This is a genomic window from Fibrobacter sp. UWB7, from assembly GCF_900142945.1.
Taxonomy (GTDB): domain Bacteria; phylum Fibrobacterota; class Fibrobacteria; order Fibrobacterales; family Fibrobacteraceae; genus Fibrobacter.
This window is the reverse complement of record NZ_FRCO01000005.1, coordinates 36814-62352: the sequence shown is the minus strand read 5'-3', so window position 1 is coordinate 62352 and position 25539 is coordinate 36814. Positions and strand designations below refer to the sequence as shown.

Sequence of the window (25539 nt, the reverse complement as noted above, 5' to 3'; positions counted from 1 at the left end):
TACCTCCCATTAAAATTCCACATTAATGGAAGCTTCAAAGATAGACTGACTAAACTTATGCTGGTAGGTTCCCGTTACACCATCAGCCTTGCCCTTCTTGGTATTGCTGAAGTAATCAGGCAGATTACGCGGCGTACCGGTAACGGTAGCGGTGTTATAGTCATTCGTCACATTGATCATGCCGTAGTTGATAGCGAGCCATGCATTGTCGGCGACCGTGTAGTCAAAGCCAACCATCCACTGCATCTGCTTGCTCTTCATGAGAGGAACGTCAGCACCGACTTTCGTTTCGACATTGCCGACACCGTAATCGGAATTGATCATCTGGAAACCAGCCGTAAAGCCGAGACGCGGCAAGAACTGGGCGCAGAGGCCAGCGTTGATGAAGTCGCTCTTAAGAGTGCCGACCACACCGCCGTACATCATGTTGTTCTTGCTTTCGGAATGCTTGTAAGAACCGGATACTTCCAAAGCCTTGCTGAGACCAGCAATCTTGGCGATATCAACCTTGGCGCCACCGCCGAATTCCATGTAGGAAACCTTGTCCAAGCCTTCAATTTCAGGCTTGACCTGATTGAAGATGCTCACGAGAGCCTGAGCTTCAACCATTCCCTGCCAGTCACCCTTGATAAGAGCGCGGACACCCATGCGGTTTGCAGTGGCAAGACCGTTCGGCAAGGCAAGCTGGAGAGCCGGATCCATCATCAAATTGAGGAGTGCGAGCTGTTCAGCGGTATAGACGTTAGAACCCCAGGAGTTCTTGTTATACGGAGCGATGTTGTAGCTCTTGGACTGACCGTCCCTAATCTTATCGTCGTTCGTACCGAGAGAGCGGGTCATCGGAGAGAACTTCGGAGAGTAGTTGTAGAGAGCGTCAAAGGTGGAGTAAAGCGGAGAGTTCACGCCGTACTTGACCGTTTCACCATCCTTATCGGAGTTCAAGATGCGCTGAGCAAAGAAGCTCGGAGACTGAGCGAGGTTGTTGAACCACTTTTCATCGTTGCGGATGAAGTCGAGGGCAAGACCTGCACTCCAGCTATTGTCCACCTTGTAACCCACGTTCAAGTTGGCAAGAATTGCAGAACCGTTAGCAGATTCTTCGGTCGTAGGAAGGGTAAGCTGGGTATAAACTGTTTCACCAGTTTCAGGATCCGTCAGTTCTTCACCAGTTGTAGGATCGATAGCGGCCGGGCCCTGGACAACCTTGCTCAACGTCTTCGTCTTGTTCATGGACATGGCGTATTCAGCAACAAGGTCAAGAGTCAGGTTCTTGTTCTGCATGAGGGCAGCCACATCGGCACCGACGCGAGCGCTCAGCACGAACGTATTCTGCAAAGCATCATCGTACGGATTGATCTGCTGCATTTCGTAAGGGTTAGCCTTATCTCCAGGAACGAAGCCCACCGGGTCCCTGTTCACATGGCGGTAAGTATAAGAGTTGGTGCTCTCGTTATCGAAAATGAGCATCGGAGTCACGCCGACAAAGATATTCTTCTGCATCGGCAAGAGTTCGATGTTGCCACCGACAAGCCACTTGTCCGTTGCAGAGGCAAGCGACGTACCATCGACTTCATCACCCGGAAGAATGTTGCCTTCGGCACCGGTAAAGTCAAGCACCGACACGCGGTTCACGCGGGCGAAGAATGCTTCGGCACGGAGTTCACCAATCATCGGGTCGATTTCCTGACGGAACTGGAGATTCACACCCTGGAGGTTGCGCTTGTTGCCTTCGAGGAGCTGTTCCTTCTGGGCCATGTGGCGCTTACGGGCGAAAATCGTCGGTTCGTACATGATGTCGATACCCGGATTGTAGATCGTAAGCGGAGTGATTTCCTGACGGAAGTCACCGACAACCCAGTAGAAGTTCTTGCCGATATTGCCTTCGACATTGAGCCACTTGGCTTCGAGAGTCTTAGATGCAGCAGCAAAGTATTCCTGCATACCGCCGCCAAGGCGCATCGTCACGTTGGCGCGGACAAATTCGTACGGACGGAAACCGAAGTTCAAGTCAGCACTGACGAATTCGTTGCGTTCCACATCCGTCATGTTGTTGATACCGGTCGGATCGTTATCCGTAGAGAAACTGGAGCGCTGTGCTACAGCACGGATGCTACCGCCAATTTCAACGCCACGCTTGGCGTTTGCACTATCAGCCTTGGCCTGCAAAGCCTTTTGATTATCCGCAACAGCGGAAGCCGATGCGGCAACCGAGGCAGAAAGAAGGGCGATTAAAAGTCTTTTCATTTTCATATTCATCTTTAGCATCCTCCCTTAGAACCAAGCCTTGGTTTCAGCAGCGATGTAATGGGAATGCCAATTATTTTCAGAAACGGTTTCGTCAGAGTGCGTCATGAACTTGTAGCGGAAGTGGAGACCCACACGGTCGGAGAAGTCCCAGTCAAAGCCAAGGCCAATAGCGAAGTCCTTGTAGTTGATCGGAGCCTTTTCATAAATGTAGGTACTGACTTCGTTAATACGGCTCTTGTTCTTTGCCGAAGCAGACCACTGAGGCATAGCCTTACCGGTTTCACGGGCGACATAAGCCTGGCTAGACCTGAACGTTTCGAGACCGAGGATACCCACCATGTGGAACGTCGGAGTCACGGCAACAGTCGGTTCAAACTGACCGTAGAAACTCGTCATGAGCATGTCGAACGTGTTTTCGGAAACGGCGATCGGGGCAAACGAAGTAGAAACACCGGAGAGAGCGACAAAAGCAGTCATCATGATGTTGCGGTCGGTACCGAACCAGTGACCAATATCGTAACCACCCATGAAGGACATGTAGCTAGACCACTTGGCGTGTTCCGGAACCTGTCTGAAAACAGCCTGTTCACCGTTTTCATAAGCGGCGAAAGATTCCCACATTTCCCAAGTACCACCATAAAGACCACCATGCTGGCGATACATCTTAACGCCATCAGCAGCAATCTTTTCGACACCGACACGGGAAACATAGGACGTACCGGAGCTGTTACCGGAGTCAGCCACGAAAAGCGGCTTGTGCTTGGTCCAGGAGTTGGTGCTTTCCCAGATGTTGCGGCCGTTCAAGCGGTAGTTGAACGAAATCACGTCCTTGCCTGCTTCGATCTGGCGATGCTGAGCATACTGGAAGTCAAAGTAGCCACGGTTGAAGCTCGGTTCCAACTTGAAGTTGATACCAGCCATGTTCGGGGAGTAGCGGAGAGCACCACCGTTGAGGTAGAATTCATCCTTGCGCCAGCCCGGGAAACGGGACGGGTTCGTAAGAGAGTACGGAGAATAGAAGCCCGGCTGGAAGAACACGAGTTCTGCAGTCATCGGCCAGCCTTCGATATACTTGCTCTGAGCCTTGACATAGATACCGATCTTCGGATCGCCAACGCTAGATCTCTTGGTATCGACAGAATAACCAGAAGACTTATTGGTTGCCTTATAGTCATCAATGACTTCGGACTGGTAGAATGCCGTAGTATCAACAATGCTCAAGCCCAAGTCAGCCATCAAGAAGAGCTTCGGAGTAACGTTGCCCTTGACATCGATAGAAGCCACGTGGGTATTGAGGAGTCTCGGAGTTGCATCACCGGTACTCTGGATACCATAGTTAAGCCACTGGTCACGGAATTCATCTTCGCGGATGATACCGTCATCATAAGTGACGCCCAAGTAGTTCACGCCAACGGTCAGGTTGTCGGCAATCTTTTCCTTGGCGATACGGCCATGAAGGATTGTACCACGGAAATCGTAGCCACCCATCATTTCGAGTTCGCCCGGCTGGCCACCGTACATACGGAGACCGTCACGAGTTGCCACGTCGGCATCCATCGGCTGGGACACGAGGAACTGAGCCTTCAAGTCATACGGGAGCTGGTAGACGTTAGCAAAGACGCCACCGAAGGAGCGGTTCGTCCAGAAAGCACGACCACCTTCCTTGACCGGCTTGAATGCCTTTTCCTTATAGTAGGTAGAAACGGTCTTTTCGTCTTCGAAAAGTTCGTACTGCCATACGAAACGCGGGTTCGTTTCACGTTCCCACATGGTAAGCGGGGAAGCGTTAGCCCAGATAACACCGCCTGCGGTAATGTAGGCGCCGAACACACCTGCACGGATATCGACACCGACGTTCAATTCTTCATTGATGGTCGATGCATAGTAGTCCGTAGAGTGATCGTAAAGGACGCGTTCATCGTAATAGGCAGGAGTCTGAGTCGGGTGCTTAGCCAAGTCGTTCGTAAAGATACCGCTCAAGTCGAACGGGAACGAGAGGTTCGTAAACAACGTAATGTAGGAGTTCGGCATGGCGACGACGTTCACATTCAAGACTGCATCGACGCTTGTACGTGCCTGGTCATCCTTGACCCACGGGCTCTGTTCAGAATAGTGGAAATTCTTCAAACGGAAAGCCATGTAACCGGAGACTGCCAGTGGCAGATCGTCCTTGCCGAGAAGAGTCGATTCCATGTTGTTGGAAAGAGTATCCAACGAAGCGTGAAGGGAATCAAGCTGCAACTGCGGAGGAAGAGCCCACGCAGCACCGAGGCTAGACGCTAATAAAAGGGAAGAAACTGTTTTGCGCATAAAATCCTCTTAAATCTCGTTGCGGAACGGATAATGAGCCGGGCCTTCGTACGGCTTGCCATGCTTCTTAATCACAATATCATCGATCCAAACCTTGAAGGATTCGTTTTCATCCTTGCGGACTTCGAGACGGAAGCCCTTGAAGTTGGACCATGCGAACGGGAGCATCACTTCGCGCGTGTTCTTCGCATCCCAGTACACACCGGTATTGCCGAAGAGCTTCAGAGGAATGCTGAAGTGCTTCCATTCGGTCGTAATTTCACCAAGGCTCTTGGAACGGAGCTTAACCTGGAGGGATTCGCCGTTGCTCTTCACGCCATCGTCAACGAGCACGAACAAGGCGTTTTCGCCACCCTGGGCACCTTTAAGCCAAAATTCGAGAACACCTTCTTCCAAATACGGAGTCAGGTCCACGGAACCCGCAATACAAATGGCGACACCGGAATAGTCGCTCGCGATAAGTTCGATTTCCATGGAGAGAGCACCTTCCATAGCGTACTTATCCGTGAGTACCGGTTCGGGGTTTTCACGCGGATACTGGTAGGTATAGCCACCACCACGCGGAATAGCTTCACGCATGACAACGGTGACAACTTCCTTATCAGGACGGAACGGCTTAGGATCCTTCATGACAAAGTGGGACTGGTCGCGGTCGCGGTAATCGCTAAAGCCGTAGCCAGCAAAAGAAGATGAAGCAAGAAGCATCGCCGCTAGAGCGGACTTCCAAATGGCTTTTTTTAAGTTTCCATTCATAATAGGTACAATTCTCCAAATTCGGATCATCTACAATATAGCTTGTTTTTGGGAATTTTCGATCCAGTGTTTTGCAAAAAAGGCTTTGCAAAGCTAGATGTATCAACGAAATACCGCTTGCTAAGCCACATAAACGCTGGACTCAAGCGTAAACGGAAATTTTTTCGTTTGTAATGTTTCTTAATGTTTACAAATTAAAAATTTTGACGGTGCTCACAATGGACTCAAGCGTAAACATAAGATAAGCATGTTTTTAATTTTCTATTTTTTGTTTTATATAGATTTTGAGAACACGCATTTAAGTATCATAACCTTTTGGGGGTTACCATGATTAAAAAGATTCTTTCTGCAATGGCAATCGGCTGCCTCTTTTGCGCATGCGACAACGGCACCGCTCCTCCGCCGGCCGCATCATCCAGCAACAAAAGCACAGCCGTTCCCGTAGACTACACCGCCGGAAGAACCATGAACAAGATTCTTGGCCGCGGCATCAATCTCGGTAACTCCTGGGATTCCGATGGAAACGATGACAGCGGCTGGGGTAACCCCATCCGCGATACGGATTTCGCCATCATCAAGGCAGCGGGTTTCAACTCCGTCCGCATCCCGGTCCGCTGGCAGAACGGTTCCGACTATACCAACCATACCGTTAATCCGGATCGTCTGGCAGGCGTCCTCGAAGATATCCGACTCGCCATCGCAAACGGCCTTGCCGTTGTCGTGAATTTCCACCATTATACCGACCTGAACTGCGCCGGTGGCGGCGGAACCGGTTGCACTTACAACGCCGCCGAATTCGAAGCCGAAAAGACACACTTCCTCATGATGTGGGCACAGGTGGCACAGGCTATGGGTGAATTTCAGGATAACCAGGTCGTTCTCGAAATCTTGAACGAGCCCATCATCCCGAACGCAACGCTTGTGGACCAGCTGATGCTTGACGCCTACACCGTCATCCGCACGTACGCTCCGGGCAAGACCATCATGTTTGAAACCTACCATGCCGCAAAGTTCGAAGACCTCGAAAGCCTGCACTTGCCGCAAGACGGAAACATCATCTTTAGCGGACACTACTATCAGCCATACCAATACAGCCATCAAGGTCATCACGGTAACAAGTGCCTTGGCGACGGTGCCTTCGCCAACACGGCAGCATCCGACATGCAAATTTACAAGGCTCTCGCCCGCCGTCTTTATCCCGACATCAACGGTACCGATCACGTCCCTTTGAACATGGGTGAATTCGGTGTCGCCGGCGGTAGCAACATGGGACAGTGCGTATGGTACAATCAGAACGGAGATCCGGAACAAGGCGTTTGGCCCACAGACCAAAATAAAGCCGCATGGGCTCAAAAGACCGCTCAGGCAGCCATATCTAGCGGGATGTCCTTCCATTATTGGGGATTTGGTCAGACAGGCGGATTTGACGCCTACAACGTATATAGCGAAACCTGGTATCCGGGATTCCCGCAGGCACTGTTACAATAATTACGGAATATTACGGGCGAACGAGAGAACCGCCCCAATGTTCATCAAAGAAGGCTTGGAACAGAGGTTCCGGGCCTTTTTTCAATTCTTCGATGACTTCAGCCGTCGGGCGTTTGCCACGGTAAAGTTCGCGGAAGGCTCGTTCGAAAAATGCAATGCGTTCGGGCGGGAATTCATCAGCATGCAAACGGAGCGCATGGAGGTTGAGGGACGCAAAGCGAAGCGGGTTCCCGAATGCACGACTGCAAGGGGGAACGTCATAATCGACCTTGAGTGTACCGCCCACAAAAGCGTAGGCACCCACCTGATTACGTTGCTGCACCGCGGTAGTGCCACCGAGGGTGGCAAACATGCCGATACGCACGTGGCCGCCAAGTTGGCAAGCGTTCGCAATGACAGCCCCCTCGCCAATTTGACAATCGTGCCCCACATGGGCATAAGCCATAATGAGGACGCGTGGCGCAATGCGAGTGCAACCGCCGCCCTGAACCGTGCCACGGTTGAGCGTCGTGTATTCGCGGATGATGCAATTTTCGCCAATTTCCAATCGAGTCGGCTCGCCCGCGTACTTGAGGTCTTGAGGAGGCGCCCCGAGAATAGCCCCATCGTAAACGTGCGTATTCGCCTTGATGGTCACGCAGCCGTAAACGCGCACGCGCGATTCGAGCACCACGTTTTCACCAATTTCCGCACCTTCATCGACAACGCACCAAGGGCCGATAACAGCAGACTCGTGAACGTTGGCATTCGGATGAACAAAAGCGGATGGATGGAGCATAGCCGTAATTTAGTAATTTCCTATATTTCCCCACATGGGTGGCATTATTCTCGCATGCCTGACTGCGCTTTATGCGCTACTGTTCCTATTCTTTATCATAGGACTGTTAAAGACGCATCGTTATAAAGGCCCAAAGGCCACCCCGAGTGTTTCGGTCGTGATCCCGATGCGCAACGAAGAGGAGTTTGCCGAACGCACACTCGAAGCGGTCGCTGCCCAGGACTACATTGGCGAATGGGAAGTGATTTGCGTCGATGATCGTTCTACGGACCGCACGCGCGAGATTCTAGAAAAGTTCGCTGCCACGCACCCGCGATTCCGCGTTTTGAGCCTCCCGCAAGATTTACCGCAAATTGCAAGTCCCAAGAAGCGCGCGCTCGAAAGCGCCTTCAAGATTGCCAAAAACGAAGTGCTTTTAACGATGGACGCGGACTGCATCCCGCGCAAGAGCTGGATTACCGCCATGGCCGGGCGATTTGTCGATGGCATCTGCATTGTACAAGGGCCAAAACAGAACAACGGCACACGTTCGATGCCGCACCTCTACCAGAAACTCGAGACTCTCGGCTACACCGCGATGGAAGCAGCGGGCTTTAGCCTTGGCCGCCCGATTGTCGCCAGTGCGGCATGCCTAGCGTACAAAAAAGATCTGTTCTTTAAAGTCGGCGGATTCGGAGACCTCATCAACCTCTCGAGCGGCGATGACGACATGCTCATCCACAAGATGATGAAAATCCCGGGAACGAAGGTCTGCTACAATCTCGACAAGGATGCAGTGATCGAGACCGCTCCGGTGCACACCTGGAAACAGCTCTTTAACCAGCGCGCCCGCTGGAGCAGTAACGGCACGAACTACGAAAGCAAAGCCTACATCCTTTTGCTCACGCTCATTTACACATACTACATCTGGATGTTCGTGAGTCCATGGTGCGCTATATTCCTCGACTTTCCGTGGCAGTGGTGCGTGTTCAGCATTCTGCCCAAGATAGTCGTGGACTTCGTATTCTTGAGCATCGCCTCTTGGAAGCTCAAGTCCAAGCGCCGCATGCTCGCGTTCTTGCCTGTAGAGCTTATTCAAATCCCGATGATCGTGTTCTGCGTCCCCGCAGGAATCACGGGATTGTTTAGATGGAAATAGAGCGGCGGACCCACTCGATTGCTTCTTCGGCGTTCTTGATTTTGCCATCGAGCTGGAGCTCAAAGCTTTGCTTGATGGTCTCGCCCATTTGCTTGCCCGGCTTGAATCCCATTTCCATAAGCATTTTGCCCATGAGGAACGGCTGCGGAGCTGCATTAAGCAAGTCGAGACTTGTAACAGCCTGCCATAGCTGTTCCGGGAATTCCGGGGCGCCGGCGGCGGCGTAATACTTACGCGGGGTGGCTTTCACAAGCAGGCACAACAGCTTTAAGCCACCCAGCTTCACCGCCATGCGGCGAAGCGCCGGCGCATCACTTACAATTGCAAAATCAAGCGTGCTATAAGCATTTAAAAGCAGCGGAACATTCTTCACCAAGTGCGATTCATTCGTAATGCGTTCGAGGAACTTGAGAGATGTTTCCGGACTCCCGCTGAGAAATGTTGCAAACGCAAATTCCATCACCTGATCGTCCGAAAGTGCGGTGCACTTGGCGTCACCAACAGCTCCACTAGCCGCTTCAGCATTCGCAAAGTTCCTGCGCAAGCTCTCCATGTTGTCGAGCATTTCGCCCAAGTCTTCCCAGGAGCCACGCAGTGGCGAAACTTCCGGGAAAAATTCATTCAGCTTGATATCCAAGAAAGCACGCAGCCCAAGCGATGGTTTGCCCGGCTTCAAAAGCCACTTCTTGAATTCTTCGAACAAACGCTCGATAGAAAGGTCTTCGAGCGAAAGCGTTCGACAAAGTTCAATCGTCTCGGGTGCAAGCCTAAGCGCAAAGCGACTTGCAAACTGCACACCGCGCAAAATGCGCAGCGAATCTTCGACAAAGGCAGGTCCCACATGGCGCAACAGGCCTTTCTTCAAGTCGTCAATGCCGCCGTACGGGTCACAAAGCGTGAGTTCCGGAAGTTCCATGCCCATCGCATTGATGGTAAAGTCTCGGCGGAGCGCCGCTTCCTTAAAAGAAAGCTTTTCGTCCGTATGCACCACAAAACCGCGATGGCCATAGCCAACCTTGCTTTCGGTACGCGGGAACGAAAAATCGAGCGAGAGCCCCTTCATTGCCAAGTGGATCACGCCAAAAGCTTTCCCGACAAGATTCGTGCGGCCGTATTTCTTTAAAATCGGAATAAGTTCATCTTGCGTGAGGTCGTACACTTCAACGTCATAATCACGGCAAGTCCTGCCAAGGAGCGCATCACGCACCCAGCCGCCTACCAAGAAGGCGCGACCACCCGCTTCACGAATTTCGCCTGCAATAGAAAGCAGACGGTTCGGCAAATCCGGTTCAAACGTCTTGCCTGCAAGAGTTTCGATACTCGGCATTACTTATCCGCCTCGACAGACTTGTAGCGGTCGTAAATGCTCATCGTCTTTTCTTCAGAAGAATCCTGCAACAACGTAGAAACCGGGATTTCGACCTTAGAAGAATCCCCAGTCGTTGCACTTTCCGTATTGGCATAGCGGTCATAAATACTGCCACCAGTCGGACCTGATTCATTCTTCTTTTTAGATTCATCTTCGCGGCAAGTGCGGAGTTCGTTTTCCATATAGGCGCGCTGGTCCGGAGAATACGTCATCGTATTCAGGCGATATTCAATTTCTTCACAAACAAGTCCTTGACGCTCGCCAGCACAACCCACCAAGAGCATAAAAACTGCTATAAAGGCAAAACCGATAACTTTATTCATAGAATGTCCTCAACTCAAAAATCAATGGATGACCAGGAGTTTTCCTTTTTTAATCTTGGATTTTCCACGAATAATATACTGATAGACACCTGGAGCCACAATATTTCCATTATCCATCCGGCCATCCCATTCGGCACGACCACCGACAACGCGTTCATTGGCTAGTGTCGCCACCAGTCGACCACCCCTATTGTAAATGTTGATGACAGCATCATCTGAGATGTTGTTGAACAACACATACTGATGTCTATTCGGGCGGAAGGGATTCGGGAATACCTTGACTTCTTCACGGGCAGCATCGGTCATGTTGCCTTCCGTACTGCGCAAGTCATTCCTCGTGTAACGGGTAACACCGTTATCATGAGCAAACCAGACATAACCGAGCAGCGAGTCAATAGCCACATCCTGGACTCTATCGCTCAGAAGACCATGCCATGTCGTAAAATGGGTTACAGACAATGTATCCGGATTTGTCACTCGCGGAGTCAAGCGGTACGCTCCATTCGTTGAAGTTCCAACCCAGAGGTTTCCACGGCTATCCACATCAATACTTGTAAAACTTGCACTTGTAAGGCCGTTTGTAGAAAGCGGGGTTCTCAGAGAATCCTGCTCTTCGTTCCAATATGCAAGCGAAGACGCCGTTACTATCCAGAAATAATCCGTCTTCGGTTCATAAACCATGTCCAGCGGAGTTGATGGCGTTCCGTAATAGTTCTTTACCTGAATCTTTGACTTTTTCAACTCACCGCCCATCTGTTTTGGAGGTGGGAACGTAAATACATCCAAGCCACCATCGGCATCCGTCGTCAGCTCCTTACGAGTACCGACATAAACTTTCCAATCGCCAGTTTCCTTGTCAATGCGGGCGACCATCGGTCCACCAAGCATTGCGCTACCGATATTGTTTGCGCAAGAGATATTGCCGTTCAGGTCTACATAGATGAGGCTGTACCCACTGTTCGAGCCCGACGTCGTAAGGAATCCATTGTTATCCGGAGCGGGGATCGTCCACACCGCCACAGTGTATGGCGTCTTGGGATTTTCCAGAATGTTGTCCATGCAAAGACCTTCTGTCGCCATAAAGGACGTTTCCAGAGATTCGCCCCACTGGGAATACATGAAATAGCCCTGTCCCCAGATATGGTAGAATACCGTACCATCAGGAATGACAGACAACGTTTTCATATTGTGACCTAGAGCATCCGTGTTATTGCCAATAGCACTAGGCAAAGCGAGCTTAGGTTCACTCCATTCGTTACCAAAATTACGAGAGAAAAGACCTTTCTTGGAAGCAGCTAAGACTCCTCCTCCCGGAAGTACCTGAAGTTCGTAGGCGCCTCCAACGGCAAACTTCTTGTACTCGATCAATTCCGAAAGCTTGCGACCATCGTAATAGAATATATCGTTAGGCCCTGCCAAAATTGCCTTACCCGAAGGCTGCAACGAAACCCAACAGACTTTAGACTGTAAATAAGGATGACGTATCGTATCATTCTTGATAATTTTCACAGACTCCTTTTTTTCATACAAGACCGAATCTTCCAACGCATGTCCACGGAGAGTGACTAGCGGAGCATCCGACGAAATCACAGAGAACGTATCAAGAGCGACAACCGTCTCGCCATCCTTGTCCCAAATTCTCATGCCTTCCGAAGGGAACGTCATGAGCTTACCATTCTTCCATGCGATATCCTTAATGTCATAGCCTTTGTTAGATGCAGATTTTACGACACTCCAGGAATCCTGATTATAAAGCTGCACATCCGATTCCAGATTTTCCCAGTCCATCTTGCGCACGTAAAGAGATTGACCGACAGCGACAAACAGGGAATCTCCGCGAACCTTCATGGCACTAATAGATTCCGACGTCAAGCTCACATCCGAAATGCGATCCACTGTGATAATTGACGTCAACGTCTTGAGGTTAAAAAACGAGAGGCGGTTTTCGAACGCAATCGTCAAAACGGAGCCGGACAAACAAACCATGCCAGGGATCACATACACTTTGTTGCTTGCGTAGGAACGGCTAAGGACTTGCCAGTAACCGTTTACCATCGTCGAAATGATACCGAAGTCGCTCACGGCAAAAATTTCATTTTCCGAAACGACCACCGCACTTATGGACTGGTCGCCAAGACCATTCGACGTCGTGTACAAGTCATCTGCGGTATTCGTCCTGTAACGGACACCGCCACCCGTTGCCATCAGCAAGCCGTCACCATAAGGCGCAGCCGACTTGATCGGAAGCGGGCTTGAAAAATTGAGCCAGCCATCAACGGCAAAAGCGGTTGTGGCGAGAGCGAGGATACAGATAAGCTTTGACAATATTTTCACATTCTAAAATTACAAATTTTAAAAACTTTTCAACCGGCATATTCAATAATTTCTCGCAATGAGGCGTCCCGACCAAAAACCATTTTTAACAATTCCTTTTGTTGGACCATCTTTTCCCGCATTTTTTCAAACGCTTTTATTCGGCGCCTTGTAATTCCCGTTCTAGAAAGTCCTATCAAGTTACTCAATTCATCTGTATTATAGCCTACAATCGAAAGTTCCACGATCATCTTTTCTAGCGGACTCAATACCGAAAGCAGGCTTGAAAGCTCCCCTATAATAGCGCTGACGTTAACATCCTCATCGGGCAGCGAATGCTCCAAGTTTTCAGATGCCGTATAACGCTCCATGCGGTCGTACAGAATCGAAAGCGGAATTTCCCGGTTCCATCCCCTTTTCCGATAGCCGCTATAATGGCAATTCAACAGAACCGTCTGAAACCATGGCAACAAATGGACTCCGTTGTTCAACTCGCTTGCCTTTTGGCAAAAACGGAGCGCCACCTCCTGAAACAAGTCGTCCGCCTCGTCTTTTAAGCCGCACTTTTTCAAACACAATTTGTATATTCTGTAGGAATATTTTTTCCAAACACTACCGACCCAATCGCGGGGTTGGTCACAAAGGAAACCCGTATATGACATAAATGTTTTATTTCCAATATTTTCTACTTCTTTCAACGGGACTTAATTTATGAAAATTTTAGACAAATTTAAGGAATTTGGAAATTTTGCAAACAACCGTTTGCAAAAAACGTCATTTTGCATGCTATTGTTTGCAACGGCTATTTTTGCGGAAGAGTTCAACATGAACAATATGCCGCCTCCAGAAGCTGGCATGAAGTATTCCGTGGGGGCCTTGCAGAAAGGTTCGAGCGTTACTGTTGAAATCGAAATTCCGGATAACTGGCATGTAAACGCAAACGTTGCCGCCGATGAATTTTTAAAACCCTCGTCTATCGAGATTTCGGCAAAGGGCATTCACTTTGGAGAGCCCAAGTGGCCAGAACCGATCAAGGAATACAGCGAAGCCTTGGATCTCGAGAATCTCGTGTTCAAAGGACTCTTCCAAATCACGCTCCCGGTCGATAGCGTCGAAGATGATTACGATAGCTTGACGACCAAGGCGACATTCCATTACCAAGCATGCGACAATTCGATTTGCCTCGCTCCATCGCAAGTGACATTTGGACTTGGACCGCTCGGGTTTACAAAAAAAAGCGCATCGCGAGATGATGCAACTGCTCCTGGAGCCAAAAGCGCTACAAGCTCTACAGGGAAAACGGGCGGAAACGCCGCTGCAAATGCCACCGGGAATGTGCTCAATGCACCAAGTGCCGCAGGAAATGCCTCAGAAGGTGCCGCCGGAACGTTCATTTTGCTTTTGTCCGCACTGTTCGGTGGCTTAATTCTGAACTTGATGCCGTGCGTGCTTCCCGTGCTTTCGCTAAAGCTTTTCAGCCTGATCAAGCAGTCTCGTGAGAGCCGCCGGCGCCTGCTTATGCTAGGCGCCACGACAACCCTCGGGATACTTGTTAGTTTCTGGACGCTCGCCGGGGTTGTCGCCGCCGTCAAGGCGGGCGGCGGAAATGCAGGCTGGGGCATGCAATTCCAGAGCGCTGGATTCATTGCATTCATGGTCGTGATTCTGAGCGCCTTTGCGATGAGCTTTTTTGGAGTCTTTGAAATTTGGCTTCCCGGAAGCGCCACCACCAAGATGGACAAGGCTGGGCACAAGCAGGGTTTTTGGGGCGCATTTTTCACAGGCGCACTCCTCGTGCTTTTGAGCACTCCGTGCTCCGCACCGTTTCTTGGCACCGCAATGGGTTTTGCCTTTACCGCATCAACCCCTGTGCTGTTTTTGTTTTTCACCGCAGCAGGCATCGGGCTTGCACTCCCCTACATGCTCGTAAGTGCGTTTCCGAAAGTCCTGAAAGTTTTTCCGAAACCGGGCGCATGGATGGTCACGCTCCAAAAAATCATGGGCGTTCTTTTGCTCGGCACAGTCGTATGGCTCTTGTGGGTTGTGCATGAACAAGCCGGAAACGTCGGCGTAGGCATCTTCGCCGCCATTTCACTTTTGAGCATCGCCATGAGTTTTGCGATAGGAAACATCGCCCCGCCGGGCGTCGCGTTCTTTCGCGAAGTGCTCTCCGTTGGCGGCGCCGTTGTAATCCTCGCCATCATCTGGTTTGCATTTGCATCGCCAAAGTTCGAAGCCGAAGTCGATGCGATTTTCAAGGCAAGGTCAGTACAGCTCGTCACCGAAGATGGATGGTATCGCTACACGCCGGAACTCATCGAAGAATTTGCGAAGTCCGGTCGTACCGTATTCATTGACGCCACCGCCGACTGGTGCCTCACTTGCAAGGCAAACGAAGCTGCTGTCCTCAACCGCGATGATTTCAAGCACGCGATGGACAGTTTGAACGTCGCCCGTGTCAAGGCTGACTGGACTCGCGAAACACCCGAAGTTACCGCACTCCTGCGCAGCATGGGCAAGTCCGGCGTCCCCGCCTACGCCATCTACCCCGCAGGCGATGCAAGTAAGCAAATCGTACTCCCGGAACTTCTTACGACAAGCGCGATTGTGGAGAAGATTGTAGACGGTAGACTGTAAAATTGATAGTGGTCAAAAAAGGTGGCTTGAGGCCACCTTTTTTCGCTTTACTGGCGATGCCGGAATAAATCCGGCATGACAACATTAAACGCGCTTGCCTTCACGCTTGTAGCGTTCGATGCATTCCTGGTAGAAGTCGAATGTCTGCTTGGCAATCGTCTTCCAGCTGAACACGTCAATGGCGCGCTTGCGGCTGACTTCGCCCATCTTCTTAGCAAGTTCCGGATTCTCGAGAATCTTGTTGAGCTTGTTCGCAAAGTCCGTCTGGAAAGCCTTCGGATCAGCAGGTTCAAAGATCGTTTCGGATACCGGCTTGAGCGGCACGAGGTAACCCGTTTCGCCATCGACGATGATTTCCGGAATGCCACCGACAGCAGAGCCAACGACAGGCGTTCCACAGCTCATGGCTTCGAGATTGATGATGCCGAACGGTTCATAAAGAGACGGCGTCGCAAAAACGGTTGCATGGCTATAGAGCACGCGAAGTTCCGTATGCGGCACAGCGTCCTGAATCCACACGACGCCATCACGCGTCTTCTGGACTTCTTCAATCAAGCGCTTGCATTCGTCGGCAAGTTCCTGCGTGTCCGGCGCACCGGCACAAAGCACCACCTGGGCGTTCTTGTCGATCTGCGGGATTGCCTGAATGAGCTGGCTGATGCCCTTCTGGCGCGTAATACGGCCCACAAAGAGCACGAACGGACGCTTCGGATCCACGCCCCACTTCTTCAAGATTTCTTCATCGAATGTCGGCTTGTAAAAATCCGGATCGATACCGTTGTAGATAACCTTCACGCGGTTTTCCGGCACGCCGTAAAGCTTCATCACATCGCGCTTCATGCCTTCGCTCACGGCAATCACGCCGTCAGCAGCTTCGTAAGCGGTGCGTTCAATCCAGCAGCTCATGTTATAGCCGCCGTCACCGAGCTGTTCCGCTTTCCACGGACGGTGCGGTTCGAGCGAGTGCGTCGTCAAAATAAGCGGACACTGCAAAAGGCGACTTGCGACCACGCCACCGAAATGGCTGTACCACGTATGGCAATGAATCACATCGATATCCTTGAGCGAGGACATCCACTGCAAATTAATATCGAGCGGCTTCAAGATTTTCTTGAAACGTTCATCAGCCGGATTATGTTCTAGCTTCTGGCTAAAACCAATGGCTCGGATATTGTCTGCATCGTCATTCTGCGGACCAAAGCAGCGTGCTTCGATGTGGCAGAGCTTGGAAAGTTCTTGGCTCAAGAACTTGACGTGGATACCTGCACCGCCATAGATTTCTGGCGGAAACTCATTAGTAAGGATAGCAGCGTTCATAATACAGCAAACAGTGTTTAGTGGACATTGGTTCGGTGGATGCCCGCAAACTGTTCTCGTGAATAATTATAAAAAAAAACAAACACCTCGACCATGAAGATCGAGGCGCTTGGTGTTTGGAGTGTTTAAGAGATTAGAAGTTCTTGCACTGGCCCTTCCAATTGCCGCGTTCGCCAACAATCGGGCCATTGATGTACTTGCCACTAGAGCCAACGAAATCAGCCTTGCGGTTGTCTTCGCCACCGAGGTGCCAACGCATCCATGCAACCGTTGCAGCCATGCCGCCCCACGGACCAGAACCATGGCCCCAGCCGCATTCGCCCTGCTGGCATTCATTGCCCTGACCGCCCGTCATCTTGATGAGGCATGCCGGAGCCTTGACGCCATGGTTGTTATAGTCAGCTTCGGCGTTCGGGCGTTCCATGCCGCCTTCGCCATAAACAATACCGATAGTCTTGCTTGTAGAAACCTGAGACATAGCCGTATGTCCGAGGTCACCACTGTTGTTGAGCATGGCGGTAATCACGCGATCGTCCTTGATGAGGGCTTGTTCAGATTCAAGACCGCCCATGGAGTGACCGGAGCAACCGACCTTCGTCATATCAAGCTTCTGGTACAGAGGATCATTCGGATCCTTGTTCTTCTTTTCGAGCCAGTTGAGGGCCGGAATTGCCTGAGTAGCGTTACCCGGAGATTCACGGAGTGCTATCACGACAAAGCCGTGAGAAGCGAGACGACGGATAATACCACCGTATGCACCCGGTTCCGTGCCGCCACCCGGACCCCACACGACAACAGCGTGCTTCTGGTCGTTAGAAAGCTGTTCCGGATAAGCAAGGATTCCACCGCCATCGTGACCGGTGCGTTCAATGTACTTGACCTTCAACTGGTCCTTCGTCTCGTCCGTGCCTTCGGCAAGGAAAACACCCTTCGGCTTAGCTGCTTCGCTGGAGCTCGATTCCACCTTTTCTTCGGAGCTGGAGGAGCTTACAGCAGGAGCACTCACCGAGCTGGAACTTACAGCCGGTGCGGTAGCAGAGCTCGATGCCGGAGCGTCACCGCAGGCGTTCGGCAAGCTAGAAGCCAAGCACTTGTCATCAGAACTGGAGCTTGCAGCAACATCAGCAGAAGATTCTGCGCCCGGAGCAGCTGCGCTGCTAGATTCCACCTGCGGCCCAACATCCGCACTGGAACCCGGAACAGTTGCACTGGAGCCAGCTTCAACAGTCGTACCAGAAGTCGGCTGAGCGGCATCAGAGCTAGAAATTTCTGTGCCAGCAGTACCCTGAGAGTCAGAGCTCGTGCCCGGCTGAACTTCTCCGGCAGAGCTAGACGACAAGCTGGCAGTAAAATCGCTAATTGCAGACGTGACATCGTCACCGCAATTTAGGAAGACCAAAGAACTGGCCAACACCACAGTTTTTAAGAGTTTAGATTTCATTTTGTTCTCCTATTTTTCCCATAACCTGTATATAAGCTACCTTATAATTTTGCGGATTTTCCACGTTTTGAACAAAGTCTCGTGGATAAAAAATCCAAAGTGCATAATCTCAGTCTATAAGAAAACGCCTCGATCGAAATGACCGAGACGCTTGGTTGTTGGAGTGTGGAAATGATTATGAATTAATTAGAAATTCTTACATTGGGTTTTCCATTTGCCCTGTTTACCGATGATGCTTCCATCGATATACTTGCCAGTCGTACCCACAAAATCTGCCTGACGTTCGTTTTCGCCACCGAGCTGCCAGCGCATCCAGGCAATCGTTGCCGCCATGCCGTCCCAGGAACCGGAACCATGGCCGTAACCGCCTTCGGAATTGTTCTTCGGACCGCCCGTCATTTCGATCAGGCATGACTTGATATCCGTTGCCGTTTCGTAATCCTTGATGGCGTTCGGCTTTTCCATGCCGACTTCGCCGTAAAGCACCGCAGCCGTTTTTTCTTTCGGGAAATTCTTGATGACACCGCCATTCTTGTCACCGCTATTGTTGAGGAATGCGGTAAACACGCGCTTGTCCTTGATGGCTGCCTGCTCCGATTCCAAGCCGCCCATCGAATGCCCAGAGCAACCGACCTTCGTCAATTCAAGCTTCTGGTAGAACGGATCGTTGGAATCCTTGTTCTTGTTTTCGAGCCAGTCAATCGCCTTGGAAGCCTGCGTTGCATCGCCCGGCGAAACGCTCAAGGCAATCACGACAAAACCATGCGAAGCGAGCCTGCGGATCATGCCTTCGTAAGCGCCCGGTTCCGTGCCGCCGCCCGGCCCCCACACGACAACGCCGTGTTTCTGGTCGCTAGAAAGCTGTTCCGGATAAGCTAAAATACCCTTATTATCCCAACCCGTATTTGTCTTGTAAACGACCTTCAGCTGGTCCTTTTCTTCTTCCTTGCCGCTCGCGAGAAAAATGCCCTTCGGAGCTTCGCTCGAACTAGAAACCTGTTCGCTGGAACTCGACTGTGCTACGGAAGAACTGGACGCCACGTCGCTTGAACTAGACTGCACATCAGAAGAGCTGCTCGGAGCATCTGCCGAACTCACCGGAGCTTCGTCGGAACTCGATGCAGGCGCAATTTCGGAACTAGAAGTCGGTGCAATATCAGAACTAGAGACCGGAGCATCACCGCAAGCGTTCGGCAAACTTGATGCCAAGCACTTGTCATCAGAGCTGGAACTTTCAGCCGTAGCTTCTATGCTAGATGAAGAAATATCGCCAGTAGACGATAACGGAGAAGTTGCAGAATCGTCCCCGCAGTTGATAAAGGCAATGGCACTTGCCAAAATCACACCCTTAAAAATCTTTGATTTCATTTTAGGCACTCCTTTTTTACCAAGACCTTTAATCCCATCCTTCAATAAAATACCCCAAAAAAAGCCCCGTGATCAAAATCACAGGGCACGTTTCGTTGACAAAAAGTCCAAAGCTAAAAAGGAGATTAACGCGGAGCGTAGATGCGGGACATGAATTCGGCGCGAGTCTTTTCGTCCGTCTTGAAGCGTCCGAGGAGCTGCGTCGTGACCATCATGGCACCCGGCTTTTTCACACCGCGCATCGTCATGCACATGTGCGAAGCTTCGAGAACCACGGCAACGCCCTTCGGCTGGAGCACTTTTTGAATAAGTTCTGCAATCTGGCGCGTCATGCGTTCCTGAATCTGCGGCATGCGGGCATAATATTCCACCACGCGCGGGATCTTCGAAAGACCAACCACGCAATCACCCGGGATGTAGGCCACATGAGCCTTGCCTGTAAACGGCAAAAAGTGGTGTTCGCACATGCTCGCAAACTGGATGTCCGGCACGATAATCATTTCATCGTACTTTTCGTGGAAACGCGTCTTGAGGATGTCTTCGGCCTTCATTTCACCCGTAAGGCTAGTCATGAGCTCAGCGTACATCTTAGCAACACGTTTCGGCGTATCGATAAGGCCTTCGCGGTTAGGGTCTTCGCCCATGCCTTCCAGAATCATCCGGAAGCCGTCTTCCATTTTCTTAAAATCCATAATGTACCCGCAAGCGATGAGGTATGAAGTCGGTTGCCTTCGGCATCCGTCGAGCGCAAAGATAGCAAAAAAGAGCTTACACAAACACGACTTCGTTGCCTGTGCGAGGAGTTTCCGCGCGGGTCGGAAGTCCCGATTCCGTATCGGCATAGCCAATCGCCACAGAAGCGTAAACGCGTTCATCTTCCTTAAGACCAAGGCCGCGCAGGTATTCCAAAAGCGTCGGGTCTTCATTCAGCCACTTGAGCTGATTGATGTAGCAACTGCCAAGGTCGAGTTCATTCGCGGCAAGCATCATGTTTTCGACAGCGCAGGCGACATCCGCCATGTTGTTGCCATATTCTTTTTTATTCGCAACCACGATAAGCACAGGCGCCGTATAGCAGAAAGAATAATTGCCTTTGCGCGAAAGCGTGATAGAATTCTTGAGGCTCTTGTAAAGGTCTTCGCGAAGTTCCATCGCTGCAAATGCGGACTGCACGAGCTCCTTGAGCTTTGCAATCACCGCCGCATCTGAAATCACGAAAAAGTGATTACCTTGTGCGTTACCGCCGGTCGGTCCGAATTGTCCCGCTTCGGCAATCAGTTTTAACTTTTCGATTTCAACAGGTTGCGCCTTGAACTTGCGCGTGCTGCGACGGGTCTTTATGGCTTCAAGTGTATTCATAATAAATCCTTCGAGACTCTTTACTTGTCAAGCGGGAGCATCAAAATTCTAGACTTGCGTTTTTGATTGTAGTGTTCACGCTTGGATGGCGGCAACTCATCAACAGTGCCATCGACAAACCCAAGCTGATAGAACCAATCGAGCGCCTGCGTCGTAAGCAAGAACAAAGTCTTATAGCCCTTCATACGACCAAGCGAAATCAAGTGGCGTACAATCGCATCGCCAATACCCGACTTGCGGTAGTTCGCACCGACAGCAATGCCAGCAACTTCAGCCATGCCATTTTCAAACGCATGGAGAGCACCGCAACCGTGGATGCTGTTATCGATGCTGTACACCACGTAATCAGCAAGCTTTTCAGAAATGGAGTCCTGCGTACGCGGCACCAGGTAACCCTTCGCAATATAGTCTTGCATAATGCGCAAGATATCCGGAATGTCTTCGATAGTCGCCGGGCGGATACAGGAGTACTGGTTTGCATACACCATGGTTCCGTCACCGCGAGCAGAGAACACTTCCTGCAACACGCTGCCCTGAAATTCACCGCTCAACAAATGCACACGGTTCGCACCCGCTTCGCAAGCGTTGATGGCATTCATCAGGTAATCCATTTGTGCAAAGTCGAGCACATCGGAATTGAGTTCCAGAAGTTCCTTCGCCTGGTCCACGTCCATTGCAGAAATAAGCCCGTTGTCCGTCGGTTCAAGATACTTCGTGTTCTTGCCCGTCACGAGACCTTCGAGCTTGATGCCGCTTTGGCTACCGATGAAGAACAGCTTCCCAACCTTCAAGTATTTGCAAAGTTCGGTAGCAAGTTCTGTACTAGAAATATTGTAGGCATGTCCAATCTTGTTCCAGCCAATCGGCGGGATAATCGGCACAAACTTCTCGTTCATGAGCTGTTCCAAGAGGTCGCGCTGGATGCGTTCAATGCGACCGGTGCGCATGTAGTCGACACCGTTAATCACGCCCATGCTGCGCGCCAAGATCCAGTTGCCTTGAATGCCACTGAGACCGCTCGCCGTGAGGTGGCTCATGATGCGTTGCGCAACACCCAAGGACGCCTGTTCCACAAGCGGAAGCGCCTCTTCGTTCGTGAGTCTCACGCCGTTATGGAATTCCGTCTCAAGGTCCCACGCCTTGAGCTGAGCATCGATGCTATTTCGCGTACCCGGCACGATAATGATTCGGATACCCGCCTTATGCAACAAAGCGATATCGCGCATCAGCACGGGGAACATCGGATGGTCCATCAGGCTATCGTCAATTTTCAGAACGAAAAGCTGACCTTTAAACCTATCCATATAGCCAAACACTTCACGGATGAAACCGGCTACTTCGAAGTGCTGAGAATAAAAATCGGACGCTGCGTTATTCATGGGTTAAAAAGTAGCAACAGAAAAAGCGAAGGACAGAACATCCTTCGCCATTTGAACAGAAAAAAGCCTTTTTTTTGCGTGGCGTTCCGCGCATTTCGCGAAACTACTTCGCCGGGAATACCTGCAACAGCTCCACCTCGAACACAAGGAGCGCATTAGGCGGAATTAAAGGCGGAGCACCGGCTTCACCATAGGCTAAAGCACTCGGGATCCACGCCTTCACCTTTTCACCGACCTTCATTTCCAAAAGCAAATCCTGCCAGCCTTCGATGACAGAAGTCACCGCAAATTCCATCGGGGCACCGCGCTTGACGCTATTGTCAAATTCCGTTCCGTTGAGAAGCGTTCCCACGTAATGGACTTGCACCTTGTCAGTCAGCTTCGGCTTGATTCCGGTACCTTCCTTAAGCATTAAATATTGCACGCCTTTTTTCGTGACCCAGATTCTCGGATCCTGAATATTCTTCGAAAGGAACGCAGCCTGGTCACTTAAAGCCTTACGTGCAGCAGCGGCCTCATCAATATCCTTTTGCATTTGCATCTGGTTGAGCAAGTCCTGAAGCGCAGCCTCGGACTGGGAATCCGTCATAAGGATCTCGCGAGAGGAATCTAAGACATCTCGCATGGCATCCATAAGGACATCCAGCTTAACAGGAACATTAATATTCGAAACAGCCCTGCCGAAGTCTACACCAAGCGCATAACTATAACGGTCAACCGCATTGTCCAAAAATACTTTTTGTTCCTGAGGTTCAGTTGGTTCCGGAACAGGGGTCAAATCAGGTGCACTAGAGGCTTCTTTAACCTCTGCAGGCGCAGGAACCGGATTTGAATCAACTGCGGGAGCAGATTTACTACCTCCGCAAGCCACAAGAGCGCTCCCCACAAAAAATATTGGCAAATAACGAAAAATTTTCATAAAAACGGATCCAATCCTATTTTTATCTCTAAAAATACTTTTTTTGGCGAAAAAACGCAAAAAAATGTGAGTTTTATCTCTAATTTACTATAAATGTAAAGAAAATCACACACTAACCCTTTAATTTTTCTTACTTTTTTGCTATCTTCGCGTTGAAAGGAAAATTTACAATGAAAAACAGCTTTAAGTGTTATATTGATTCTGCAACAGCTCAAAAAAAGCTGTTCGATGAGTCTATTGATAACGTTAAAGGCGCCTTGGTTAAAGTTGTATCTGAATCCATGGTGCGTAGCGATAGCGAAATGCAGGTTTTCAAAAAGCAGGAACCGGCTTATTCGACTACGGGTTGGCTCAAGGGCGCTCTTTCTTACCCCTGGGCAATCGTAAGCATCGTTATCCCATCGATTCTCGAAAACCTGTAATTCTGAAACGCCCGCCTCAAGCGGGCTTTGCTTTTATAGCAAAATACGTCTATTTTTATTTGTCATGCCCGCCACTGAACGGGCATCTCCTTTTTTAAAGAAAAAACACCTTTGGCGGCGAGCCTAAATTTTTTATTTTTGCAAAAAACGGAGATTTTATGGCAGCACTCATTTTAGACGGCAAGGCTCTTGCCAAGACTACTGAAGAAGAACTCAGCGCCCGCGTGGCAAAGCTCAAGGAAAAGACCGGCAAGACCCCGATTCTTGCAACGATTCTCGTGGGCGACGATCCGGCTAGCGCCACTTACGTCAAGATGAAGGGCAATGCCTGCGCCCGCGTCGGCATGGAAAGCATCCGCGTGGTGATGGACAAGAACACCACGACCGAAGAACTCCTCAACAAGATTCAGGAATTGAACGAAAACCCGAACGTGCACGGCATCCTCTTGCAGCACCCGGTTCCGCGCCACATCGACGAACGTGCCGCCTTCGAAGCTATCGACGCCCGCAAGGACGTGGACGGCGTGACCTGCCTCGGCTTTGGCCGCATGTCCATGGGCGAGCGTGCTTACGGCTGCGCAACGCCGGCCGGCATCATGCGTCTCCTCAAGGCTTACAACATTCCGCTTTCAGGCAAGCACGCCGTAGTCGTTGGCCGTAGCGCCATCCTCGGAAAGCCGATGGCCATGATGCTCCTCAACGCCAACTGCACCGTGACCATTTGCCACAGCAAGACCGAAAACCTTCCGGAATTCGTGAAGCAAGCAGACATCCTCGTGGGTGCCGTCGGCAAGCCGGAATTCATCAAGAAGTCCTGGATCAAGCCGGGTGCAGTCGTCGTGGACGCTGGTTACCATCCGGGTGGCGTGGGCGACATCGAAAAGGGCCTCGAAGAAGTCGCTTCCGCATACACTCCGGTTCCGGGCGGTGTAGGCCCGATGACCATCAACACCCTCATCTACCAGAGCGTGGAATCCGGCGAATCGTTGATCAAGTAATGTTCAACGTCACGCGACAGATAAAGCATTTGAAAGGCGCCCTAGTGGCGCTTTTCGCTTTGTGCACTTTGTGGTCTGCACAAGCTTTTGCCGCTTCCGAACTCCAAAAGCAGATGCTGCGCGACATGAAGAAATGCGGCAGCACCACCGAAGAAGTCACTTGCGTTGTCGAAGGCAAGGACGGCTGGCTCTTTTTGCAAGAAAGCCTGCTGAACGCCACCAAGCGCTGGAACGACAATACACCGCAAATCATCGCGTTCAAGGACTCGCTCGAAGCCCGCGGCATCAAGCTCATCGTCGTACCCGTTCCAGACAAGCTCCTTGTCGTACCCGAGCAATATTCCGATAAGGCGAAAAAAGGAATCAAGCTTCCGCAGTACAAGAAGTGGGTCGAGAAGCTCCGCAAGCATAACGTGACTGTCATCGACGCGCTCGACAAGATTAAAGAACTTCACAAGAATCTTGGCACCGAGACGCCCATGTTCGAACCATACGAAAGCCACTGCACAGGTCCCGCAAGACTCGTACTCGCCAACATGGCTGCAGATTCCATCGCACCGCTCCTCTACGGCATGAACCGCAAGCGCTACCCGCTACGCGATACCATTGTCGATGGCACCGGGAACCTCTACGACTTGCTTCACGGCGAAGAAATTAAATACAAAATAAAAGAACAAAAAGTTTTAGGCACCGACGGCTACAAGTATCGCGGTTCCAAAAAAGCACCGATTATTGTCATTGGCGATAGCAATGTAGGCCAGGGCAAATCCTACGGTGCACAAATCGGCGCATACATCGCAGCTGCGACAAGCGTCGAGACATTCACTATCAGCAAAGTCGGCGGCGGCAACATCGGCCCGCAAATGTTCAAAGGCAAGTCCAGTTTTTTGGAAGGCAAAAAGGCAGTCGTCTGGGTATTCGACGGTCGCGAGCTCTACGGGCATTTCAAAGCGCCGGAATTTTAAATTCCACAAACCCGA

The 25539-nt window shown here is 50.8% G+C and carries 21 protein-coding genes; 6 read left to right on the top strand and 15 right to left on the bottom strand.

The window, feature by feature from the left end; genetic code table 11:
- Positions 1 to 9: 9 nt before the first annotated feature.
- Genes BUC30_RS12880 through BUC30_RS12870 form a run of 3 tightly spaced genes read right to left on the bottom strand, consistent with a single transcriptional unit; the run spans position 10 to position 5310 of the window.
- A complete protein-coding gene (locus tag BUC30_RS12880) occupies positions 10 to 2244 on the bottom strand; it encodes a hypothetical protein (RefSeq protein WP_244536643.1) in 2235 nt (744 codons plus the stop codon).
- A gap of 27 nt (positions 2245 to 2271) precedes the next feature.
- The gene (locus BUC30_RS12875; protein ID WP_073425293.1) at positions 2272 to 4557 is read right to left on the bottom strand and encodes a hypothetical protein; all 2286 of its coding nucleotides are present in this window, start codon (positions 4555 to 4557) and stop codon (positions 2272 to 2274) included.
- A gap of 9 nt (positions 4558 to 4566) precedes the next feature.
- Positions 4567 to 5310: a carbohydrate binding domain-containing protein gene (locus BUC30_RS12870; RefSeq protein WP_088641503.1), complete on the bottom strand. Its 744-nt coding sequence runs from the start codon at positions 5308 to 5310 to the stop codon at positions 4567 to 4569.
- A gap of 327 nt (positions 5311 to 5637) precedes the next feature.
- Between BUC30_RS12870 and BUC30_RS12865 the strand changes: the two genes are divergently transcribed.
- On the top strand, positions 5638 to 6798 hold the full coding sequence (locus BUC30_RS12865) for a glycoside hydrolase family 5 protein (RefSeq protein WP_073425290.1): 1161 nt from the start codon (positions 5638 to 5640) through the stop codon (positions 6796 to 6798).
- 10 nt (positions 6799 to 6808) lie between these two features.
- Here the strand turns inward: BUC30_RS12865 and lpxA are convergent, their stop codons facing one another.
- Entirely contained in the window at positions 6809 to 7576 is a 768-nt protein-coding gene (lpxA, locus tag BUC30_RS12860; protein ID WP_073425288.1) for an acyl-ACP--UDP-N-acetylglucosamine O-acyltransferase, read from the bottom strand.
- Positions 7577 to 7610: 34 nt separating this feature from the next.
- On the opposite strand from lpxA, the gene BUC30_RS12855 reads away from it, so the two are divergent.
- Positions 7611 to 8714, top strand: coding sequence for a glycosyltransferase (locus tag BUC30_RS12855; protein ID WP_073425287.1), 1104 nt, complete (start codon positions 7611 to 7613; stop codon positions 8712 to 8714).
- On the opposite strand, the gene BUC30_RS12850 is transcribed toward BUC30_RS12855, so the two are convergent.
- From BUC30_RS12850 to BUC30_RS12835, 4 genes are read right to left on the bottom strand one after another with little or no spacing between them, the layout of a single operon-like run.
- The gene (locus tag BUC30_RS12850; protein ID WP_073425285.1) at positions 8701 to 10041 is read right to left on the bottom strand and encodes a CCA tRNA nucleotidyltransferase; all 1341 of its coding nucleotides are present in this window, start codon (positions 10039 to 10041) and stop codon (positions 8701 to 8703) included. The genes BUC30_RS12855 and BUC30_RS12850 overlap by 14 nt on opposite strands.
- A complete protein-coding gene (locus BUC30_RS12845; protein WP_073425284.1) occupies positions 10041 to 10406 on the bottom strand; it encodes a hypothetical protein in 366 nt (121 codons plus the stop codon). The genes BUC30_RS12850 and BUC30_RS12845 overlap by 1 nt, the downstream gene beginning before the upstream one ends.
- A gap of 21 nt (positions 10407 to 10427) precedes the next feature.
- On the bottom strand, positions 10428 to 12740 hold the full coding sequence (locus tag BUC30_RS12840) for a ligand-binding sensor domain-containing protein (RefSeq protein ID WP_073425282.1): 2313 nt from the start codon (positions 12738 to 12740) through the stop codon (positions 10428 to 10430).
- 29 nt (positions 12741 to 12769) lie between these two features.
- Entirely contained in the window at positions 12770 to 13417 is a 648-nt protein-coding gene (locus BUC30_RS12835) for an RNA polymerase sigma factor (RefSeq protein ID WP_244536642.1), read from the bottom strand.
- A gap of 13 nt (positions 13418 to 13430) precedes the next feature.
- Between BUC30_RS12835 and BUC30_RS12830 the strand changes: the two genes are divergently transcribed.
- Entirely contained in the window at positions 13431 to 15356 is a 1926-nt protein-coding gene (locus BUC30_RS12830; RefSeq protein ID WP_244536641.1) for a protein-disulfide reductase DsbD family protein, read from the top strand.
- 84 nt (positions 15357 to 15440) lie between these two features.
- Here BUC30_RS12830 and glgA read toward each other — a convergent pair whose 3' ends face one another.
- The 7 genes from glgA to BUC30_RS12795 all read right to left on the bottom strand — a co-directional run bounded on the left by glgA (position 15441) and on the right by BUC30_RS12795 (position 23139).
- Positions 15441 to 16673: a glycogen synthase gene (glgA, locus tag BUC30_RS12825; protein ID WP_073425279.1), complete on the bottom strand. Its 1233-nt coding sequence runs from the start codon at positions 16671 to 16673 to the stop codon at positions 15441 to 15443.
- 133 nt (positions 16674 to 16806) lie between these two features.
- Positions 16807 to 18114, bottom strand: coding sequence for a poly(ethylene terephthalate) hydrolase family protein (locus tag BUC30_RS12820; RefSeq protein WP_073425278.1), 1308 nt, complete (start codon positions 18112 to 18114; stop codon positions 16807 to 16809).
- 186 nt (positions 18115 to 18300) lie between these two features.
- Positions 18301 to 19482, bottom strand: coding sequence for a poly(ethylene terephthalate) hydrolase family protein (locus BUC30_RS12815; protein WP_073425276.1), 1182 nt, complete (start codon positions 19480 to 19482; stop codon positions 18301 to 18303).
- A 125-nt stretch (positions 19483 to 19607) separates the two neighbouring features.
- Entirely contained in the window at positions 19608 to 20174 is a 567-nt protein-coding gene (gene folE, locus BUC30_RS12810) for a GTP cyclohydrolase I FolE (protein WP_073425275.1), read from the bottom strand.
- A gap of 76 nt (positions 20175 to 20250) precedes the next feature.
- On the bottom strand, positions 20251 to 20841 hold the full coding sequence (locus BUC30_RS12805) for a nitroreductase family protein (protein ID WP_073425273.1): 591 nt from the start codon (positions 20839 to 20841) through the stop codon (positions 20251 to 20253).
- Positions 20842 to 20861: 20 nt separating this feature from the next.
- Positions 20862 to 22220, bottom strand: a complete 1359-nt coding sequence (gene argA / locus BUC30_RS12800) for an amino-acid N-acetyltransferase (protein WP_073425272.1) — start codon at positions 22218 to 22220, stop codon at positions 20862 to 20864.
- A gap of 103 nt (positions 22221 to 22323) precedes the next feature.
- Complete coding sequence (locus BUC30_RS12795; protein ID WP_073425270.1) at positions 22324 to 23139, bottom strand: FKBP-type peptidyl-prolyl cis-trans isomerase; 816 nt, start codon at positions 23137 to 23139, stop codon at positions 22324 to 22326.
- Positions 23140 to 23309: 170 nt separating this feature from the next.
- Here BUC30_RS12795 and BUC30_RS12790 point away from each other — a divergent pair, with 170 nt between their 5' ends.
- The 3 genes from BUC30_RS12790 to BUC30_RS12780 all read left to right on the top strand — a co-directional run bounded on the left by BUC30_RS12790 (position 23310) and on the right by BUC30_RS12780 (position 25524).
- A complete protein-coding gene (locus BUC30_RS12790; RefSeq protein ID WP_073425269.1) occupies positions 23310 to 23561 on the top strand; it encodes a hypothetical protein in 252 nt (83 codons plus the stop codon).
- 158 nt (positions 23562 to 23719) lie between these two features.
- Positions 23720 to 24559, top strand: coding sequence for a bifunctional methylenetetrahydrofolate dehydrogenase/methenyltetrahydrofolate cyclohydrolase FolD (folD, locus tag BUC30_RS12785; protein ID WP_073425267.1), 840 nt, complete (start codon positions 23720 to 23722; stop codon positions 24557 to 24559).
- Complete coding sequence (locus tag BUC30_RS12780) at positions 24559 to 25524, top strand: alginate O-acetyltransferase AlgX-related protein (RefSeq protein ID WP_073425266.1); 966 nt, start codon at positions 24559 to 24561, stop codon at positions 25522 to 25524. The genes folD and BUC30_RS12780 overlap by 1 nt, the downstream gene beginning before the upstream one ends.
- Positions 25525 to 25539 lie beyond the last annotated feature (15 nt).

Bases quoted from the DNA above. Each gene is read 5' to 3' on its own strand.
- BUC30_RS12815 (WP_073425276.1), bottom strand. From the start codon at position 19,482: ATGAAATCAAAGATTTTTAAGGGTGTGATTTTGGCAAGTGCCATTGCC.
- BUC30_RS12830 (WP_244536641.1), top strand. From the start codon at position 13,431: ATGAAAATTTTAGACAAATTTAAGGAATTTGGAAATTTTGCAAACAAC.
- BUC30_RS12875 (WP_073425293.1), bottom strand. From the start codon at position 4,557: ATGCGCAAAACAGTTTCTTCCCTTTTATTAGCGTCTAGCCTCGGTGCT.
- folD (WP_073425267.1), top strand. From the start codon at position 23,720: ATGGCAGCACTCATTTTAGACGGCAAGGCTCTTGCCAAGACTACTGAA.
- BUC30_RS12880 (WP_244536643.1), bottom strand. From the start codon at position 2,244: ATGAAAAGACTTTTAATCGCCCTTCTTTCTGCCTCGGTTGCCGCATCG.
- BUC30_RS12855 (WP_073425287.1), top strand. From the start codon at position 7,611: ATGGGTGGCATTATTCTCGCATGCCTGACTGCGCTTTATGCGCTACTG.
- BUC30_RS12790 (WP_073425269.1), top strand. From the start codon at position 23,310: ATGAAAAACAGCTTTAAGTGTTATATTGATTCTGCAACAGCTCAAAAA.
- BUC30_RS12795 (WP_073425270.1), bottom strand. From the start codon at position 23,139: ATGAAAATTTTTCGTTATTTGCCAATATTTTTTGTGGGGAGCGCTCTT.
- folE (WP_073425275.1), bottom strand. From the start codon at position 20,174: ATGGATTTTAAGAAAATGGAAGACGGCTTCCGGATGATTCTGGAAGGC.
- argA (WP_073425272.1), bottom strand. From the start codon at position 22,220: ATGAATAACGCAGCGTCCGATTTTTATTCTCAGCACTTCGAAGTAGCC.
- BUC30_RS12820 (WP_073425278.1), bottom strand. From the start codon at position 18,114: ATGAAATCTAAACTCTTAAAAACTGTGGTGTTGGCCAGTTCTTTGGTC.
- lpxA (WP_073425288.1), bottom strand. From the start codon at position 7,576: ATGCTCCATCCATCCGCTTTTGTTCATCCGAATGCCAACGTTCACGAG.
- BUC30_RS12805 (WP_073425273.1), bottom strand. From the start codon at position 20,841: ATGAATACACTTGAAGCCATAAAGACCCGTCGCAGCACGCGCAAGTTC.
- BUC30_RS12780 (WP_073425266.1), top strand. From the start codon at position 24,559: ATGTTCAACGTCACGCGACAGATAAAGCATTTGAAAGGCGCCCTAGTG.
- BUC30_RS12870 (WP_088641503.1), bottom strand. From the start codon at position 5,310: ATGAATGGAAACTTAAAAAAAGCCATTTGGAAGTCCGCTCTAGCGGCG.
- BUC30_RS12845 (WP_073425284.1), bottom strand. From the start codon at position 10,406: ATGAATAAAGTTATCGGTTTTGCCTTTATAGCAGTTTTTATGCTCTTG.
- BUC30_RS12865 (WP_073425290.1), top strand. From the start codon at position 5,638: ATGATTAAAAAGATTCTTTCTGCAATGGCAATCGGCTGCCTCTTTTGC.
- glgA (WP_073425279.1), bottom strand. From the start codon at position 16,673: ATGAACGCTGCTATCCTTACTAATGAGTTTCCGCCAGAAATCTATGGC.
- BUC30_RS12850 (WP_073425285.1), bottom strand. From the start codon at position 10,041: ATGCCGAGTATCGAAACTCTTGCAGGCAAGACGTTTGAACCGGATTTG.